At 56.8% G+C, this 17,611-nt stretch carries 14 protein-coding genes; 4 read left to right on the top strand and 10 right to left on the bottom strand.

Translation table 11 applies throughout. The annotated features are described in order from the left end of the window. Positions 1 to 81 precede the first annotated feature (81 nt). The 3 genes from AH68_RS06055 (at position 82) to AH68_RS06045 (ending at position 3,492) form a co-directional block, all read left to right on the top strand. Positions 82 to 1,020: an NAD kinase gene (locus AH68_RS06055; RefSeq protein ID WP_039198526.1), complete on the top strand. Its 939-nt coding sequence runs from the start codon at positions 82 to 84 to the stop codon at positions 1,018 to 1,020. Between the two features lie 8 nt (positions 1,021 to 1,028). Beyond that, positions 1,029 to 2,735: a DNA repair protein RecN gene (gene recN / locus AH68_RS06050; protein ID WP_039198524.1), complete on the top strand. Its 1,707-nt coding sequence runs from the start codon at positions 1,029 to 1,031 to the stop codon at positions 2,733 to 2,735. 97 nt (positions 2,736 to 2,832) lie between these two features. Then, positions 2,833 to 3,492 (top strand): HAD family hydrolase, encoded by a 660-nt coding sequence (locus AH68_RS06045; RefSeq protein ID WP_039198523.1) that lies wholly within the window; start codon positions 2,833 to 2,835, stop codon positions 3,490 to 3,492. 95 nt (positions 3,493 to 3,587) lie between these two features. On the opposite strand, the gene AH68_RS06040 is transcribed toward AH68_RS06045, so the two are convergent. The 10 genes from AH68_RS06040 to AH68_RS05995 all read right to left on the bottom strand — a co-directional run bounded on the left by AH68_RS06040 (position 3,588) and on the right by AH68_RS05995 (position 15,741). After that, a complete protein-coding gene (locus tag AH68_RS06040; RefSeq protein ID WP_039198521.1) occupies positions 3,588 to 4,304 on the bottom strand; it encodes an ABC-2 transporter permease in 717 nt (238 codons plus the stop codon). After that, the gene (locus tag AH68_RS06035; protein WP_039198519.1) at positions 4,301 to 5,233 is read right to left on the bottom strand and encodes an ABC transporter ATP-binding protein; all 933 of its coding nucleotides are present in this window, start codon (positions 5,231 to 5,233) and stop codon (positions 4,301 to 4,303) included. The genes AH68_RS06040 and AH68_RS06035 overlap by 4 nt, the downstream gene beginning before the upstream one ends. Further along, the gene (locus AH68_RS06030) at positions 5,230 to 5,607 is read right to left on the bottom strand and encodes a GntR family transcriptional regulator (protein WP_039198517.1); all 378 of its coding nucleotides are present in this window, start codon (positions 5,605 to 5,607) and stop codon (positions 5,230 to 5,232) included. Before AH68_RS06030 ends, AH68_RS06035 begins: the two co-directional genes overlap by 4 nt. Positions 5,608 to 6,075: 468 nt before the next feature. Next, positions 6,076 to 7,713, bottom strand: coding sequence for an AtzH-like domain-containing protein (locus tag AH68_RS06025; protein ID WP_236682364.1), 1,638 nt, complete (start codon positions 7,711 to 7,713; stop codon positions 6,076 to 6,078). 6 nt (positions 7,714 to 7,719) lie between these two features. After that, positions 7,720 to 8,895 carry an acetamidase/formamidase family protein gene (locus tag AH68_RS06020; RefSeq protein ID WP_081995891.1) on the bottom strand — a complete coding sequence of 392 codons (1,176 nt, stop codon included), beginning with the start codon at positions 8,893 to 8,895 and terminating at the stop codon, positions 7,720 to 7,722. A 64-nt stretch (positions 8,896 to 8,959) separates the two neighbouring features. Continuing rightward, the gene (gene allB / locus AH68_RS06015; RefSeq protein ID WP_081995890.1) at positions 8,960 to 10,402 is read right to left on the bottom strand and encodes an allantoinase AllB; all 1,443 of its coding nucleotides are present in this window, start codon (positions 10,400 to 10,402) and stop codon (positions 8,960 to 8,962) included. 88 nt (positions 10,403 to 10,490) lie between these two features. Beyond that, a complete protein-coding gene (locus AH68_RS06010) occupies positions 10,491 to 11,813 on the bottom strand; it encodes a Zn-dependent hydrolase (protein ID WP_052189172.1) in 1,323 nt (440 codons plus the stop codon). A 69-nt stretch (positions 11,814 to 11,882) separates the two neighbouring features. Then, positions 11,883 to 13,112, bottom strand: a complete 1,230-nt coding sequence (locus tag AH68_RS06005; RefSeq protein ID WP_039198516.1) for a pyridoxal-phosphate-dependent aminotransferase family protein — start codon at positions 13,110 to 13,112, stop codon at positions 11,883 to 11,885. Positions 13,113 to 13,276: 164 nt separating this feature from the next. Further along, positions 13,277 to 14,008 (bottom strand): aspartate/glutamate racemase family protein, encoded by a 732-nt coding sequence (locus AH68_RS06000; protein ID WP_039198514.1) that lies wholly within the window; start codon positions 14,006 to 14,008, stop codon positions 13,277 to 13,279. A gap of 146 nt (positions 14,009 to 14,154) precedes the next feature. Continuing rightward, positions 14,155 to 15,741 carry an NCS1 family nucleobase:cation symporter-1 gene (locus AH68_RS05995; RefSeq protein WP_039198512.1) on the bottom strand — a complete coding sequence of 529 codons (1,587 nt, stop codon included), beginning with the start codon at positions 15,739 to 15,741 and terminating at the stop codon, positions 14,155 to 14,157. A gap of 308 nt (positions 15,742 to 16,049) precedes the next feature. On the opposite strand from AH68_RS05995, the gene AH68_RS05990 reads away from it, so the two are divergent. Further along, positions 16,050 to 17,051, top strand: coding sequence for a MurR/RpiR family transcriptional regulator (locus tag AH68_RS05990; RefSeq protein ID WP_052189171.1), 1,002 nt, complete (start codon positions 16,050 to 16,052; stop codon positions 17,049 to 17,051). The last annotated feature ends 560 nt before the right edge of the window (positions 17,052 to 17,611 follow it).

The following is a 17,611-nucleotide window of genomic DNA, read 5'->3' as shown; positions in this document are numbered from 1 at the left end:
TTGTTCGATTACACTGGAGGTCGGTGGCGTCTTCATAGGCGTTTTTCATAGGACGTTTCCTTTGCTGGAAAGGGATTGACGATGTTCGGTACCCGTCATGCGGTGGTGGTGACACATAGTCGCCTGAGAGAGAGCGGAACGGTGGTTGAGGAGGCGGTCGAGCAGCTGACCCAGGCCGGTTTCGAAGTGTCGATCATCGACAATATCGAGGCGCCGGACTTCGGCAGGCAGTCGCCGGTGGTTCCCGAACGAACCGAAATCGTGGTGGTGCTCGGCGGGGATGGCACCATTCTTCGAGCGGCCGAACTGGTGCACTGCACCAGCGTGCCGATTCTTGGCGTGAACTTGGGACATGTCGGTTTTTTGGCGGAATTTGAAAGCTTCCAGATGAGTGAGGCGATCCGCAGGGTTGCCGAGCATGATTATTCCATCGATGAACGCATGATCGCGCATGTTGACGTGTGGCTGCCGGGGGCGAATGAGCCGATTGGCGATTGGGCGTTGAATGACATCACGCTGGAGCGTGCCGACCGTGGCAAAATGGTCGAATTGTCGATTCGCGTGGATGATGTGGAAATGAGCTCCTTCGGCTGCGATGGCGTGATCGTATCGACGCCGACCGGTTCCACTGCGTATGCGTTTTCCGCAGGAGGGCCGATCATGTGGCCGAACGTGAAGGCGTTGCAGTTGGTGCCATTGGCGGCTCATGCCTTGTTCGCCCGTCCGTTGATTATTGGTTCCGGTTCCACGTTCGCCATCGATATTCTCGAGGATTCCACGTCGGACGGCTGGATCTGCTGCGATGGCCGCCGCCAACGCGCATTGCCACGAGGCACGCGCGTCGAAGTGCGCGAATCGAAGAGCACCTTGCGTCTGGCCCGTCTTTCCGGCGTGCCCTTCACGAATCGCTTGGTCACGAAATTCGATCTTCCTGTTGTCGGATGGCGCGAACAGGCACGTAAAACCGGGGAAGTACATCGCGGCCACGTGTCTCCGGAAGATAAAGAAGCGAACGAGTAAAAACACTGATGCTTGAAGAACTTGAGATTCATAATCTTGGGCCGATCCGTTCGGCATTGATCGCACCTGCCGGCGGTATGACGGCGATCACCGGTGAGACGGGTGCCGGCAAATCGATGCTGCTCAGTGCGATCCGGCTGATTTCCGGCGGCCCTTCCGACGGTGGCCGCGTATCGGTTGGAGCGAACGAAGCGTGGGCGCAGGGCGTGTTCGAGGTCGCCTCATCGCCTGCGGCGGTTGCCGCGGCGCACGAGGCGGGTTTCGAACCTGAAGACGGAGAACTGTTCCTGTCTCGCAAGGTGCCTGCCTCCGGTCGTTCCCGCAGCATGCTGTCAGGGCGTAGCGTGCCTCGTTCCGTACTGGGGTCGATCGCAGCGGAGCTGGTGACGATTCATGGTCAGGCAGATCAGCTGCGTATCGCTTCTTCCGTAAGACAACGTGAGTTTTTGGATCGCTATGCCGGCGATGACGTGGCGTTGGCCGCATACGGCAAAGCTTGGAATGCGCTTCGTGCCATGGATGATCGGTTGGAGCGATTGTCGAGCCAGGAGTCGTCCATGCGTCAGCAGGCGGACTACCTGCGCGAGTCCATCGAACGAATCAACCGCATCGATCCGCAGCCGGGGGAGATGGCCGAGTTGCGTGCTCGCCGTGATCGCATTGAGAACGCGGCCGAGATTGCCGAAGGGGTGAACCGTGCGTTGAGTGCGTTGGATGCTTCGCAGGTTGTTGACGATGTTGAATCATCCAGCGCCACCGATCTGATTGATCGCGCGTCGCAGGCGCTTCGTGCCATTCACGTGGACGGCGTGTTTTCGGAATTGGCCGATCGGCTTGATTCCATCAGTACTGATTTGTCTGATGTGGTGTTTACCTTGTCGGGCGAAGTCGACAATGATCTCGGCATGGAAGACTTGGACGCCATCAATGGACGTATCCATGAGCTTGACGAATTGGTTCGTCGTTGGGGGCCGGAACTGTCGGACGTGATCGCGTGGAGGGATCAAGCGGTGTTCGACTTGGAAGACTTGGATGCATCTCCGGAAAAAGTCGGCCAATTGCAGGAGGAACGCGAGAAACTGTTTGGTGAAGCGTTGAAAGCGGCACGTGCGGTAAGCAAAAGACGTACCGCCGCGGCGAAAGAGCTCGCCGCCAAAGTCACCGCGGAACTTGAATCACTGGCCATGAGTGGATCAAAGTTGGAAATCCGCGTATCGGAACGAGAACATTTGGATGCCTCCGGTGCTGACGACATTGATTTTCTGTTCACACCGTTTCCCGGCTCACCGCAAATGCCGATGGGCAAAAGCGCGTCTGGTGGCGAGCTGAGCCGACTCATGCTGGCACTCGAACTCGTCGCCGCTGAAAAACATGTGGTGGCGGGCGGTTCCGTACCTCCCATGACGTTCATTTTCGATGAGGTCGATGCGGGTGTCGGTGGCAAAACCGCGGTGGAACTTGGCGCACGATTGGCGAAACTCGCTCAATCCGCGCAGGTCATAGTCGTCACCCATCTGCCGCAGGTCGCATCCTGGGCCGACGAGCAATATGTTGTCGCGAAAGGCGAAACGAAAGATGGGTCGGTCGAAACCACCATCAAACAGGTGCGTGGCGGCGATCGTGTGCATGAGATCGCACGCATGCTGTCCGGCAGCGAAAGCGAAGCCTCGCTGGAACATGCCGAAGAACTGCTCAAATCATCGGTTCTCGATTAACGTAGGACGCACAATAATAAAGGACCCCGTGAAACAGGAATCGACCATCAAAAACTGCGTGAGCAGTTTTGAATAAGAATCGAAAGGCAGGATATCGATGGCAAGCAACCAAGGCAAAGGCGCCATTTTCGATCTTGACGGCACACTACTTGATTCCATGGGCGTATGGGATCAGGTTGACATCGATTTTCTTTCAAAACGAGGCATTGACGTGCCGGACGATTACATGACGAAAGTTGCAGCCATGCAATTCCGCCAGATCGCCGAATATACGATCGCGCGTTTTGATCTATCCGACACTCCCGAAGAGCTGATGGACGAGTGGGATCATATGGCTCGCGTCATGTATTCCACAGTGGTCGAAGCCAAGCCATATGCGCGCGAATATCTCGCTCAATTGAAGGGGAGCGGAGCGAAACTTGCCGTTGCCACATCGCTACCGCCGATGATGAGAGAGCCGGCGATGAAGCATGTTGGTATTTTCGACTACTTCGATGAAGTGGTCAGCGTCGATGATGCCGGCGATGTCGGCAAAGACCGGCCGGACGTGTATCTGTTGGCTGCATCTCGTCTCGGAGTCGAGCCGGGGGAGTGCACCGTGTTCGAGGATTTGCTGGTCGGCATGCGTTCCGCCAAGTCGGTTGGCATGAAGGTATGGGCCATGCACGACGATTCGTCCGATGCCGATTGGCCGGCGATTTGCGGTCTGGCAGATGGTGTCATGTTCGACTTCCACGACGCGCCTGCCGTATTGTAGGAACCGGCGTCGTACGGGGATATATGCATTTGGGGCTTTCCGTTGATTCGGAAGACCCCAAATACGTTCCATAAGAGTCTACCGGCTGGCTCGGTTCAGATGTCCTTGCTGCCGTAAATATGCAGCGATATCTTGCGGGAGAACGCCAAGGCGAGTACGTCGATGATCAAGAATGCCGCTAACGCAATGGCTTGGTGCCGGCTGATCGCCTCGGCCAGCTGTTCGACGGTCTTTTCGAGTTCCGGCAATGCCTTGCACAGTCCGATGACCGTGCCCCCGATCACGCCGATGCTCAGAATAATGGCGGCCATGGCGCGATAAGGGGAGAACCGGTACAGGAACGGCTGCACGATGGCGTTGAGCAGAACGAGGGTCAGCACGGTCATCGCGGCGAAGCCGATCGCATCAGTCACTTTAACTGGCTCGTGCATGATGATGCCGGCGCAGGCGATGCTGACGGCCACTTCCAATCCTGCCACCAGATCGCAGGCGATAAGGAATGCGAATCGTCCGAGGATCTGGTGGTTGCGGTTGATGGGCACGATGCCGTTCATCCAATGATGGTTGTTCATCTGTTCATAGGAGAACAGGGTGATATTAAGCATCAGGAAGCCGGAGGCCGCTCCGCCGATGGCGGCTCCCGCAACGCTGTCGAGAGTGGATCCTGTGGCCGCCATCAGGCATGTGAAACCTGGAACGTACGCGAAGAAGATGGCTATGTACGACCGTCCGTAGCTGATGGTGCGGTTCCAGTCCAAGGAAATCTGCCTAAGGATGGCGGTCATGGCGTCCGCGTTCGCTGTCGTGTTCATCGTACGTCTCCTTCGTTGGTATTGCCGGTTGCCGTATGTTCCGCGGCGTTGGTCAGTCTGATCACATCTTCAATCGAAGCATGCTGTGTCAGGAGACCGTCGGTGCCGCCGATGTGTGGGATGTCCTGCGTGCGGACCAACGCGTCGAAGCCGGTTGCGTATGTGCGGATGCCGACCATTGCCCGCTGTAGACCATCAGTAAGCTCATCCGGACCGCCCTTGACCAGACGGAACGCGTCTTCGAACTCGTCTTTCGGCCCGCTGTAATACAGCATGCCGTTCGTTATATACGCGAGGAAATCCGCGCAACGCTCCAAATCGGCGGTGATATGCGTGGAGAAGATTACGCTGTGTCCGCCATCCGCAACATAATCGGACAGGATGTCCATGAGCTCGTCGCGGGACAGTACGTCCAGACCGCTGGTCGGCTCGTCGAGAATCAGCAGTTTCGCATCGTGGCTCAACGCTACGGCGAGCATGAGCTTCATCTGCATGCCGCGCGACAGGTCCTTGATCTTCTTGTTTCGTCCGAGTCCGAACCGTCTGAGGTATGCGTCGAACAGATTGTGGTCCCACAGCGGGTACATTGGGCTGCTTGTCCGTTCCACCGCGTCGACCGTCATGTATTCGATGAAATAGCTGCTGTCGAGCACTACGCCCATCTGCTCTTTGGCCCGCTCCTCATTGGCCATCGCGTCAAGGCCGAGCACTTCGATTCGTCCCGCGTCTCGCGTGGTCATATTGAGGATCAGTTTGATCAACGTGGATTTGCCGGCTCCGTTCGGACCGACCAGACCCATGATGTAGCCGGACGGCAGGTCGAAGGTCACGTCATCCAATGTGAAGCCGGAATCATAATGCTTCGTCAATCCAGTTACGCTCAAGGCCAAGGTTGGCCGTGTTCCTTGGGGGAGTGAGGAATCGTTCATGATTGTTCCCTGTACGCTTTCTCGAACATGCCAAGCAGATCAAGCAGGTTGATGTCGGCGGCTTTGGCCTCGATGGAAACTTCACGGAGCTTGTCCATGATGCGTTCACGCGCACGTTCCTTCATGAGTTCGTTGCCTCGTTCCATCACGAATGTGCCTTTGCCCTGCACATTCTCCACGAGCCCCTCGTCGGCCAGTTCGTTATACGCTCTGGTCACGGTGAGCACGCTGACGCGCAGTTCCTTGGCGAGCTTGCGCAGTGAGGGAAGCGCCTCGCCTGCCGTAAGCTCACCCGACATGATCACGGACCTGATTTGGCTCTTGATCTGTTCGTAAATCGGTTCTCCGGACACGGATGAGATGATCAGCTTCAATCTGTGCCTCTTTTTCTGTATATTCCGTAGGTGATATATCTCCCAGCTGAACAGTTAGATGCAAACTGTTTAGCTGTTATATATAACAGTAACACAGAAAACCCGTACTGTTATTGCGTGTCGCATAACAGTACGGGTTTTGTCGGAATATAAGGGAATCCGCCGCTCCATGAACGTCTCTTGCGGTCGGCGATTGACGGAAGTGATATTGACTTGCGTTCGCGGATTCCCGTATGGACGGTTATATGCAAGTCAGATGGATGATATGGCGGAAACACAGGCAGATCAGCCATGCCAACGGCATGGTCATCAACATAGGCAATGTAGGGAACCGGCGATGAGTTCCACATCAGTCATGATTGCGATTAGCGTCGCGCCGAAGGAGAAAGAGAGCCCCTTTTGGCGCGATCCGTCGCTTGGGTGGTGTTGCTATCTTGCTGCATGATTGTTTATTAGGGAAACCATCTGTTATTCCATTCCCTTATAGAGTTCTTTGGCGAGATCAATCAGTGACTTGTCTGAGCCTGCTGGGCTAATAAGGCATGCGCCGCATGGCAGTCCATCTGTTGTTTCCAATGGGATGTTCACGGCGGGCAGTCCGCCGATGCCTGCGATGCTGGTCAAACGTAGTGTCTGTGCGCGGGTACGCTCGGCCTGTGCCATGTCGTTGCTGCTGATTTTCAATGGCGCGACGGATGATGCCGAGGGAATCAGCAGTGCATGGTTTCCAATAATTCCGCGTACCATTGCTCTGGCCTGTTTGAGTCGTTTCAGTCCCTCGTGATAGTCGCTGGAGCTGATTGTGGCGTCATGATGGAATCGTGCTGCAATTTCTGGCGCCAATGACGACCAATGTTGGCTCACCCATTCGCCATTTGCCTGCCATGCCTCATAGCCGCGTACGGTCTGGAAGATCGATACAAGTTCATCCAGCATGCCAGAGGTGAAGCCGGCAGTGGAAATATCGCCGTGCGCGCCACTATTCCGATTGCCGATGCTGGCACGGAAGGCTATGAATGGTTCGCGAACGTCTTGTTCGACGCACTGGTCCAGCGCAGGGCAGATTGCCAAACCGTCGATCATCGTGCCGGGTTCCTGCTCCGGCATCATTGCTTTGGCGACAAATGCCAGAGTCTGCGCATCTCGGGTCATCCAACCGACCGTGTCGAAAGATTCAGACAATGGATGGATGCCTTTGCGGCTGATTCGTCCGTGTGTGGTGCGAATGCCCCACAATCCCTGATATGACGAGGGAATACGAATTGATCCGGCAGTGTCGGTGCCCAATCCAATTGTAGCCTGTCCGCATGCTACCGCTGTGGCGGGGCCTGATGATGAGCCTCCGCTGATTCGCTCTGGCGCCTTGGGGTTCGGCGGTGTGCCGTAATGGATGTTCGTGCCAGCCAGGGAATAAGCGAACTCGTCGGTCTGGGCGATGCCTGCGATATCGGCTCCGGCGAGTAGCAGCAGTTCCACGGCATCGGCATTTCGCATGCGGATCGGAGAGTCTGCTAGAAAATCAGGATTGCCGGCACCGATGCGTTGGCCGGCGATGGCGTAAAGGTCCTTGACTGCGACGTTCATACCTGATAACGGTCCTTGGACATTCGCCTTTGTCAGCGGTGTGCCGACCACACGCCAGACACGCCGATCCACGGCGGGCGCGGGATACGTCAGATGCGCGGCGACGATTTTCCAAGCCGGTTCGGTGCCGCGAGAATCGAACCGGCTGTTGCTTGCATCTGCTACGCGTGACCACACCTGCGTTTGAATTACCCTGCCTCCAGATGCTTTATCGAATTCGGAAATCACGCACGCATTGTTGGCATCCAGCTGTCGTGCCACACGGCGATGCAGTTTGCGCTCCGGGGCACCGCCTCTCTTTGCCCGAAACGCGGTGATGGCGTTATGTCCGACCAGCATTCCCGCGCTATCGGAACGTACCACGGGAATATCATCCGGATTATCGGCGAACAATTCCGAAAGCGTGGCGGTGTCATTGGCCATTAAAGCCTGTTCATATTGTCTGATGGCTCTGAGCAACGTTGAATCGAGATTTGCCGCGTTGTCGAAGGCCGGATGTGGGATATGGCGTGAACTCATCATGTCTCCTTAATGGGTGGGATTCGTCTGACTGGCATCGTCGGCGTATGTTTTGATGTCACGCATCGTCCGTTCATAAGCGGGCAGTTGCTGAAACATCGACAGATCAATCAGACCGTGAACGCCTTTGGTGATGTCAACGGCTTGCGTCACGTCAAAGTCGACGGCGGCCGACAGCAGCAGGTAAACCTGTTGACGCGGCATCTCGAACATGGCGGCAATCATATCGATGGCGTGTTCGACGCTTTGCGATAATGCGTCATCCAGCATACTGCCGAAACCCATTGGGACCAGCGTGCCGTGACTGATCGCAAATGGCAGATCCGTGCGACCGAACAGTCGTTTGGCTTCGTCTGCCGGTATTACCTGCACGCGAAGTGTCGCCCTGAGCGACGCTTCCAATGCGGTGAGCGACACCTCGCCATTGCCTTGGGCAAAATGCGGATCGCCGATATACAAACCTGCGCCTTCGATCTGCACGGGCAGAAACAGCGTGGATCCAACGGTGAGATTGCGTAAATCGATATTGCCACCATAATCTGCAGGTGGAATGGAACTTGGACGCTGATTACTGGCGGTGGTCACGCCCATGATTCCCAGAAATGGACGCATCGGGAAACGCACCGTCGACGCCGGCTCGCTGCTTGTGTTTGCGCTATACGGTGCTTGAACCGGGAACCATGCCGTTTCGTTTTCAACATCCGCTCGGCAGAACTGGCCATAGTTGCCGTCGAAATCCTCGGATCCTGCCAGCACTCCACGCGCGTGACGGGTGGAGATCACGCCGTAGGGAACGCGCGGCGCCAACGTGGTCGGAGTGATTGCCAGCAAATCGCCTGGGTGGGCTTCCGGTACGGCAATCGGACCGGTGACCACATGTGGGCCATCTGTATCGGGATTGTGGTGGCATTCTCGTGCTATGGCGATGCCGTCGTTCAACACGTCGTTTGCGGCGACGCCGTGCGTGGCGAAATACGCCATCGGATCGCTGCCTTGGTCTTCCAGCAGTCCTTCGTGGCTGATGGTGTCGATGGTGATTTCGTTTCCGGAATGCACGGTGCCGATCATCCGGTCGTTGCGGCATGGCAATCGACCCCATAGTACGTTACTGGTTGTGGACGGGATGTAATTCGATTGTTCCGGTATGCAGGTGCCGGTTTGTAATATCTGGCTTATCCGTTTCATAAGATTCCTTGCGGCGTGTTATTTTCGGATTCGTTGAGTTCGCGGCGCGACCATCCATGAACAATCATGGGCGACTGATCAAATTCGCCGGATTGCCGGGCATGTCGAAATCTACGGTTCTGCCGCCAATGATCGTGCGGGAAATCACGCCATCCAGTTTGGCACCATCGAACGCACTGATGGGATTGCGTCCCAACAACGCATTCGCATCGACAACAAACTGACGGTTGGGATTTACCACTACCATATCAGCCCTTTTGCCAGGGATGATGGCGCCACGATCGTGGAAGCCTGCAAACGCCGCAGTGTTCGTACTCATCCAGCGTACGGTGTCAACAAGGCCCAGACCGCGGCGTTTCGCTTCGGTCAGCACGGCGCGGAATCCGACCTGCAGGCTGGAGATGCCACCCCAGGCCGTAGCCAATGTGCCGGATTTCATCTTCGCATCGGCAGGGGAATGGTCGGTGGCGATGAAATCCAATGTTCCATCGACCAAGCCCTCCCATAGTCGATCCTGCTCCTCTAGACTGCGGATGGGTGGACAACATTTGAACGCCGTGTTGCCGTCGGGAATGTGGTCACAGTCCAGTGTCAGATAATGCGGGCAGGTTTCCGCCGTGATCGGCAGACCCTCCGCCTTTGCTTGGCGTATGGGCTCTAAAGCTTCGCCGCTGGAGACATGCAGGATGTGTGTGCGGCAGTCGGTGCGCTTCACAAGATTGACGACCATATCGACGGCACGTCGACCACCTTCGGCCGGACGGGATTCCTCGAAGCTTCGGTAGCTGCTGCCGATGTGTCCGCTATGTGCCGACAGCTCATGAGGGTCTTCGGCATGGATGATTAATTGTCCGTCGAAACCGGCGATTTCGCGCATCGCCAGTTCCAGCTTGTCGTAGCTGAGCGATCCGTATTCGCTGACACCGCTTGGCGACAGGAAGCATTTGAATCCGAATACGCCGGCATCCCATAGACTACGCAATGTGCCGAGGTTCGATTCGTCCACGCCTCCCCAAAATCCCAGTTGCGTATGAGCTTTGTGTTCGGCGCAGGAGCGTTTGAGCTGCAATGCCTCCACGGTGAGTGTTGGCGGATTGGAATTCAACGGCATGTCCAGCACTGTGGTCACGCCTCCGGCCGCAGCTGCGCGGGTGGCGCAATCAAAGCCTTCCCATTCCGTACGCCCAGGTTCGTTGATGTGCACATGCGTATCAACGATGCCGGGGATCAACACTTCATCAGGTTCAAGATAGATGCGTTCCTGGGCGTCAGGAGAATCCTGCTGACCATGCAAGACCGCGCTGATACGGCCATGATCCACCAACACGATGGCCTGCGTTATGACTCCGTCGGCCAGCGTTGGGCCATAAATGGCCAAATCATGCATGTTTCGAGTTGCGGAATCATTGGCTGCGGCGGCGGGGGAGGGAGAAGAGTATCCCTCTTCTTGACATAGCTGCCGGAGTTCGTCCTGCGGTTTCGTGGTGTATGAGAATTCGATGCTCATTTTGTGCTCCCTCTTGGCTGTTTGCGATCGTTCGGATGACTATGCGGTCGTGTGACTTTGCGCGGTTGAATGATTGCTGACGAAGTTTTCAGGCAGCAGTGGTGGTGGTGACGGGTGTCGCAGTATCGGCAGCGTTCATGGTGTTCTGCTTGTCGTTACTGCAGTTTTTTCGGGCGATATTCAGTACCGCCTGTGCGAATGCCTGGGTGCCGCAGGCCACGTCGTCCTCGCGCACTGATTCCAGCGGGCTGTGGCTGATGCCGCCCTTGCATCGTACGTACAGCATGGCGATTGGCAGCAGTTCGGCCACCGCCATGCCATCATGCCCCGGGTAGCTGATCAGGCCGAACGCGTCTTTGTCCTCCGACGTTTCGATTCCATCTTCAATGCAGGAGCGTAGGAATGGGTCGCACTGGGTGCCGCTGGCAGTATGGATGCAGATTTTTTCCATGGTGACGCCGCGCTGGGTGCACACCTGGTCGGCCATGGCCCAGATGCGGTCGAAGGTTTCGTCGCGTAACTCATCGGTGCCGGCGCGCACGTCCAGGCTGAAGGTGGCTTTGCCGGCAATCACATTCACGCCACCTGGTTCGGCGCTGATCTCGCCTACGTTGGCTCGGGTTCCGGCTTCCAAGCTGATTCGGTCGATACCGGCGATGATGTCTGCGGCTGCGGTCAGGGCGTCATGTCGCAGGTTGTAGGGTGTGGCGATATGGCAGCTCAGTCCGTTGATTGTAACCATGTAACGGCTGGCTGCGGCAATGGACGTGACTGAGGAAAGCGCCCGGTTGCGCTGTTCCAGAATTGGCCCCTGCTCGATGTGGAACTCCAAATATCCGATGGAGTCTTCGAGGCTGTGTGCGGCTTCGGCCACGTGCTGGGGGTCGAGGCCGAATTCGGTGAATGCGTCGCGCATCGTCACGCCGTTCTTGTCGGCAAGATCGAGCCATTCGTTTTTCCATCTGCCGGCAAGCGCATAGGAGCCCAGAAGCGTTGCGCCGAATCTGGCGCCTTCCTCGTCTCCGAAGCCCACCACTTCGATGGCGAAGGGCAGTGTGGCAGTAATGCCGCTGTCAATCAGATGTTCGGCCACGGAGATGGCGGTGACCACGCCTAGAATACCGTCGTATTTGCCGGCGTCGGGCACGGAGTCAAGATGCGAACCAAGAATCAGTGCGGGCAAACCGGGCTTGATGCCTTCCACACGCCCAACCAGATTGCCGGCTGGGTCGATGTGTGTGGCCAGTCCCGCCTGTCGCATCCATGTGCCGGTGAGGTCATAGGCCTGTGCCATCTGCGGTGAAAGATAGGTGCGTTCGATGCCGTTGTTCAGACTGGTCAGTTCGGCTAAGCGGTCGCAACGTTCAAGAATGGTTGAAGCTGCCTGCTCGGCCCATGCTGCTGTGCTCATGATGGTCTCTTTTCTGCATTGTTTCGAACGGTTGATAATGATGATGGTGGTTGGCAATGGCGGTCGGCGTTAGTCGCCGTATACGTCCAGAGCCGCCGCGATGCCGTCGCTTACGCTGACCTTGATGCCATTGCGTTCCAGTACGTTGCCCAGAGCCGCCGCGCAGGTGAGTACCGCATCCTTACGGGCATTGCAGCCCATTACGCCGATGCGCCAGATTCTGCCCTTCAGGGGGCCGAATGAGGATGCGATCTCGACGGAGAAGTCATTGAGCAACTGCGCGCGGATTGCTGCGTCCTCCGCGCCATCGGGAATCACCACGCCGATCACGTCGTTCATACGATGATTCTGGTCGCCATACAGTTTCAGTCCCATGCCTTCGATGGCTGCGCTCATGGCCTTGCCGTTGAGCGTGTGACGCGCTATGGCCTGGTCGATTCCCTCCTCGCAGATGATGCGGGCCGCCTCGTGCACGGCATATAACGCGTGGGTGGCCTCGGTATGGTGGTTAAGATGACGCGGGCCCCAGTAGTCGAAGATTTGCGTCATGTCGAAGTAGTTGCTGTGGATGCGGTTGGGGGTGATCTCGTTGGCGGAGTCGGCCACGCCTGCCTCGATGCTTTTACGCTCGTTCATCAGGGCCACGGCACGATCGGATACGGTGATTGGGGCCGATCCGGAAGGGCCACCGAGGCATTTCTGCATGCCGGTGGTGACGATGTCCAGCCCCCACTCGTCGGTTCGCATATCGTTGCCGACCAATGAGGCGGTGGCGTCGGTGTAGAGCAAAGCCCCGTTTTGGTGGCAGATATCACCCAAACCTTCCAATGGCTGGCACATGGTGGTGGAAGTGTCTCCCTGTACGGTGGCCACTAGCTTGGGCTTGACCGACTTGATGGCTTCCTCGATCTCACTCAGTGTGAAGACCTCGCCCCATGGGCGTTGAATCACGTGTACATCGGCGCCGCAGCGTTCCGCGATCTCCTTGAGCAGCATGCCGAAACGCCCGGCGCAGCAGACCAACACCGGATCGCCGGGTGCCAGCACGGAGACCAGCGCCGCTTCGATGGCTGAGCGGGAAGTGCCGTCCACCACCATGGTCTGTTGGTTGTCAGTCTTGAAGATCGTGCGGAACATCGTTTGCACTTCGTCCATTACTTTGAACATATAAGGGTCGAATTGGCCAACGGTTGGTTTGCTCATCGCGGTGAGCACGCGCGGGTCCACGTTCACGGGTCCTGGGGCCATCAACAGCCTGTGCGGAGGGTTGATTGGCTTGATTGCTGAGGTATCGTTCATTGCGGTCATCTCCTGAATCTGGAATTGATGTCGTGCCCGAGATCGTTGATTTGCGAAATCCGATCTTCAACCCGCCATCATGCTGATGAAAAATATTTCACCACCGAATAAAGTCTGAAACTTTTCATTCATGTTAAGGAAAGTTTTCATAACGCCGCCGAACGTCACCTGCTGAAGTGCGACAGCAATCCGACGACCTGCTTAGCGGGCGGCGCAGCGAATTCATTTCGCTTCGAGGTATGCCAGCCGCAGCGAACCATGGCTTCCACTAATGATGTTGCCGCCGCCACGCCATCTATTACCGGCAGCCCCAACTCCTCGTGAAGCTGCGCGCACATACCTGCCATGCCTGCGCAGCCAAGCACGATGGAATCCGGTTGGGTCTGCGCGATCGTGCGCTCGCATTCGGCCTTCAGTGCCGCATATGCCGTATCGGGATGCTCGTCCAGCCCAAGCACCGGAATCTCGCATGCCCGGTACGCCACGCATGCGCGGTCGAATCCGTATTCCGCGGTCAGGTCTCTGGCACGCCCCAGCGTGCGTTCCAACGTGGTGACGATGGCAAATGAACGGCCAAGAAAACTTGCCGCATGGAATGCCCCTTCGGCGATGCCGATTACGGGCCCGGCCGCCAGCTCCCGGGCCGCGTGCAGGCCTGGATCCCCGAAGCAGGCCAAAACATAACCATCGCAGCCGGAGGCCTCGCCTTTACGGATCTCGTCCATCACGCCCACGGAGGCCAGCACCTCGTCACCGTGCGATTCGATCGACACCGGTCCCATGCTTGGGCTCACCGCTTCGATTTCGGTGTCGGTCGACACGCTGGCTTTCGCGGCTTTTTCGATGGTGCGCGTCATAGACCATGTGGTATTGGGATTGATGATTTTGATTTTCATGATTGCTCCTGATTGTTGGTTGCGAAGGCTGTGGCGTTTGCTTTCGCAAGAATGCGAAACAGCGCCGCAGCGGGAACTGTCCCGACATCGGCGCCGTTTTGCTATGAATGGTTTTTGTGGGTTGGCGAGTCGGCTGCGCCGCTGGCTTATGCGACAGTGGCATTGCCGTCGTTGACTGTGGGGTCGTTTGCGTCGAGATGCAGCATTTGCGGATGCTTGGATTCCAGCAGTGTGAAGATCGTCAGGCCGAGCCCTGCGCCGATGAACCAGCTGAAGTTTGAAAGCCAGGTCATGTCGATCACGCCCATCTGTGCCAGCGGCGACGGCAACATGACTGTGGCGATGGAGGGAATTCCCGACAGCGCGATCGCCCATACGGCATTCGGGTTGAAACCGTTGCGGTACCAGTAGCGGCCGGTGGGCTTCATGGTGAACAGGTCGTCAACGGCGATTTTCTGCCTGGCGATGATGAAGTACCCTGCGATCAGGATGCCGAACAGCGGGCCGATGAGAGCGCCGAGCAGATCCAGTGTGTAATGAATGGCCTGATCGTTGGAATACCAGTTCCAGGGGGTGATGATCACTGAACCGACGGCTGCGATCATACCGCCGGTGCGCCAGCTGATCTTCTGTGGATTCACATGGGAGAAGTCGAATGCCGGCGAGACGAAGTTGGCCACGATGTTGATGCCTACGGTCGCGACCACAAAGGTCATGCCGCCCAGCAGAATGGCCACCGGAGTGTCGATGTATTTCACGGTTTCGATGGGGTCGGTGATCAGCTTGCCGAACACCGGCACGGTGGCGGACGCGCATACCACGGTAAGCAGGGAGAACACTACGAAGTTCACCGGTAGACCCCAGAAATTGCCTCGCTTGACGCTCTTATAGGTTTTGCCGTAGCGGGAGAAGTCGCCGAAGTTCAGCATCGGGCCGGAGAAGTACGACACCACCAATGCGATGGCGGTGATCATCACCGGAATCGACTGCGCGAAGCTCATCGGTTCGCCGGAAGACAGATTCAGGTCGATGGCTCCCAGCCCGCCTGCTTTTCCTACAAGGTAAATTGCCAGAATGAACATGACGGCGTATACCAGCGGTCCCGCCCAGTCGATGAACTTGCGAATGGTGTCCATGCCGGTCCAGAACACGCATGCCTGGGCGGTCCACAGGATTCCGTACGAGATCCATCCCAGAGCCGACAGGCCAAGGAATGAGTAGTCGGTGGCCAGCGTCTCGCTGCTGGGAATGAACTTGAGGAAGATGATGTTCAGTGATTCGGACGCCAGATAGGTCTGCACGCCGTACCACGCCACGGCGATAATGCCGCGAATGATGGCGGGTATGTTGGCTCCCTTGACGCCGAAGACGAATCGCATGGTCACCGGGAACGGCACGCCGGCCTCCTGGCTTGGCTTGGCGACTAGATTGACCAGCACCTGTACGATGACGATGCCGACGATCAGTGAGATGAGCACTTGCCAGCTGGCGATGCCTAGCGCAAACAGGCTGCCGGCGGTCACGTAGCCGCCGACCGAATGCACGTCGGACATCCAGAAGGCGAAGATGTTGTACCACGACCAGGTTTGTTTTTTCAGTGGCGCCAGATCGGCGTTGGCGAGTCGGGGATCGTAGCTTTCCTTGATGATGGTGGTGTTATCGTGTTCTTCCGTGGGGAGTGGCGTCGAGGGTGAGGGGCGGAGGCTTGTCTCGCCGAGGGTCATGGCTGTCATATCGTGATCCTTCTGTGAATGGTTGGCTTGAGTACGGGTGGATGCTGTTATTCGTTTAGAGTGCCGTGGCGTCTTGCGGGCTATCGCTCTGGCGGGGCGCTTGGCTTGTGGCCGATGCTGCGTTGTGGCCTATGACTATTAATGGAAATTAATATTTCATTCAGGGCGATTTGTAAATTTCTTTTTCATTACCGAAGTGGCGAACGCGAAACATGATCGTCACATTGCCGTCTGTTTATGGAATACCGGTCTTTTATTAGGGTGAGCTCGTTTACGATTAAGAAATACACGTCGGAAAAGGTGTCGATATGAACGATGAAAAAAAATATTCAGACGGTGAATCTGAGACTCAGGCGGCAGTGCCTAACGCAGTAGAACGTATTCATGGTTCGTTTGACACGTTGACCGTCACCGAGCAAGAGGCGGCTCGATTTATCTTGGGACACCTTACTGATGTTCTGGTATGCAATTCCGCCGAACTGGCGGAACTCAGCGGAGTCTCGCAGCCGACCATGAGTCGCCTGTACCGCAAGCTGGGCTATGCCAACGCTGGGGAATTCCGCCGTGATATCCGGAAGTTTCATCAACCGGGCGCCCCTGAACTGGCCGGGGTGAACTCCGTGGCAGGATCCGAGAGAGACGGATTGGTCTCATCCCATATGGAACGTGAACTGGCAGCTATTCGACGCACCTTCGCACGACTGGATGAACGCGCAGTATGCAAAGCCGCCCGCATGCTTGCCTCCGCTCGGAAGGTGTGCGTGATCGGCTTCCGCAATGGTTATCCAGTGGCCTTGCACCTGCGTGAGCAGCTGATGCAGCTCAGACCTGACGTTGCGGCGCTGCCCCAACCGGGGCAGAGTATCGCGGAGGAAATCGTGGACTATGATTCCTCCGATGTGGCGATTCTTGTCGGAGTGCGCCGACGACCGTCACTGTTCTCTGGCGTGGCGCAAGCATTGCATGAAGCGGGTGTGCCGACGATTGTGATCGGCGACGCTACTGTGCGCACGGCGCTTCCCGAAGGTGATGCCATGGTATTGGAAGCCGATCTAAGTGTGCATGTGCTGTCAAACTATACGGCGGTGTACGCTGTTGCCGCTTTGCTGGTTGATGCATTGTCCGATCAGATTGCTTCATCCAGTCGCATCTCGACGGACGTGCCGTCTGCTGCGTTGTCGCATGATTCGAAGCACTCAGATGCCAATACGGTGCAACAGAGTGTTGACCGCATCGAAGAGATTAACCGTCAACTTCTCCAGCTTGGAGAACTGGAATCCTCTCGACGCCCGCACACATCTCGCAGCTAGCAGATACGGTTCAGCGAACAGCGATGCAATCCACTGCGGGGTGATATGCGATGTCTTACGGATATGGGCAGATGAGTAAGAAGACCGCTCAAGTGGGGGGGGGAGTTCATCAAGCTTGTTTCCGATGCCGGTGATAGTCCTCGTTTTGCGGTGGCGGATGCTAAACGGCTGCTCAAGCTCTATAAAAAACAGTATGCTTGCTTGGGAGACACTCTGGTAAATCAGATCGCAAAGCTCCTTGGCGAGATTTCCGATAATGCTGTTATCAGTGAAGAGCAAGGAGTAAAATTCCTGTGGGGCGCTGGCATGCTGGGCTTTCGGTCCTGACGTGAGAGGCGGGGACGTCTCCACGCGCCAAGTCGACAATCAGCCAGCCATGATGATGTGCGTTGATTGGTGGGGTGTCCGCAGCGAAATCGGTGGAACTTGTCCAGCAGGTTCTGTGATACGTCGAGCATCGTGAATCCATGGGGTGGGGGAGTTGCGGCTGCGTAACTTACTTGAGTTCTAAGCGACGGTTCGCGGATTGTTTGTTGATCGTTCATGTTTAAGGTGTTGCG

The organism is Bifidobacterium catenulatum PV20-2 (genome assembly GCF_000800455.1).
In the GTDB taxonomy this organism is placed as follows: domain Bacteria; phylum Actinomycetota; class Actinomycetes; order Actinomycetales; family Bifidobacteriaceae; genus Bifidobacterium; species Bifidobacterium kashiwanohense_A.
The sequence above is the reverse complement of the archived record's forward strand: the minus strand, read 5'-3'. Positions and strand labels throughout refer to the sequence as shown.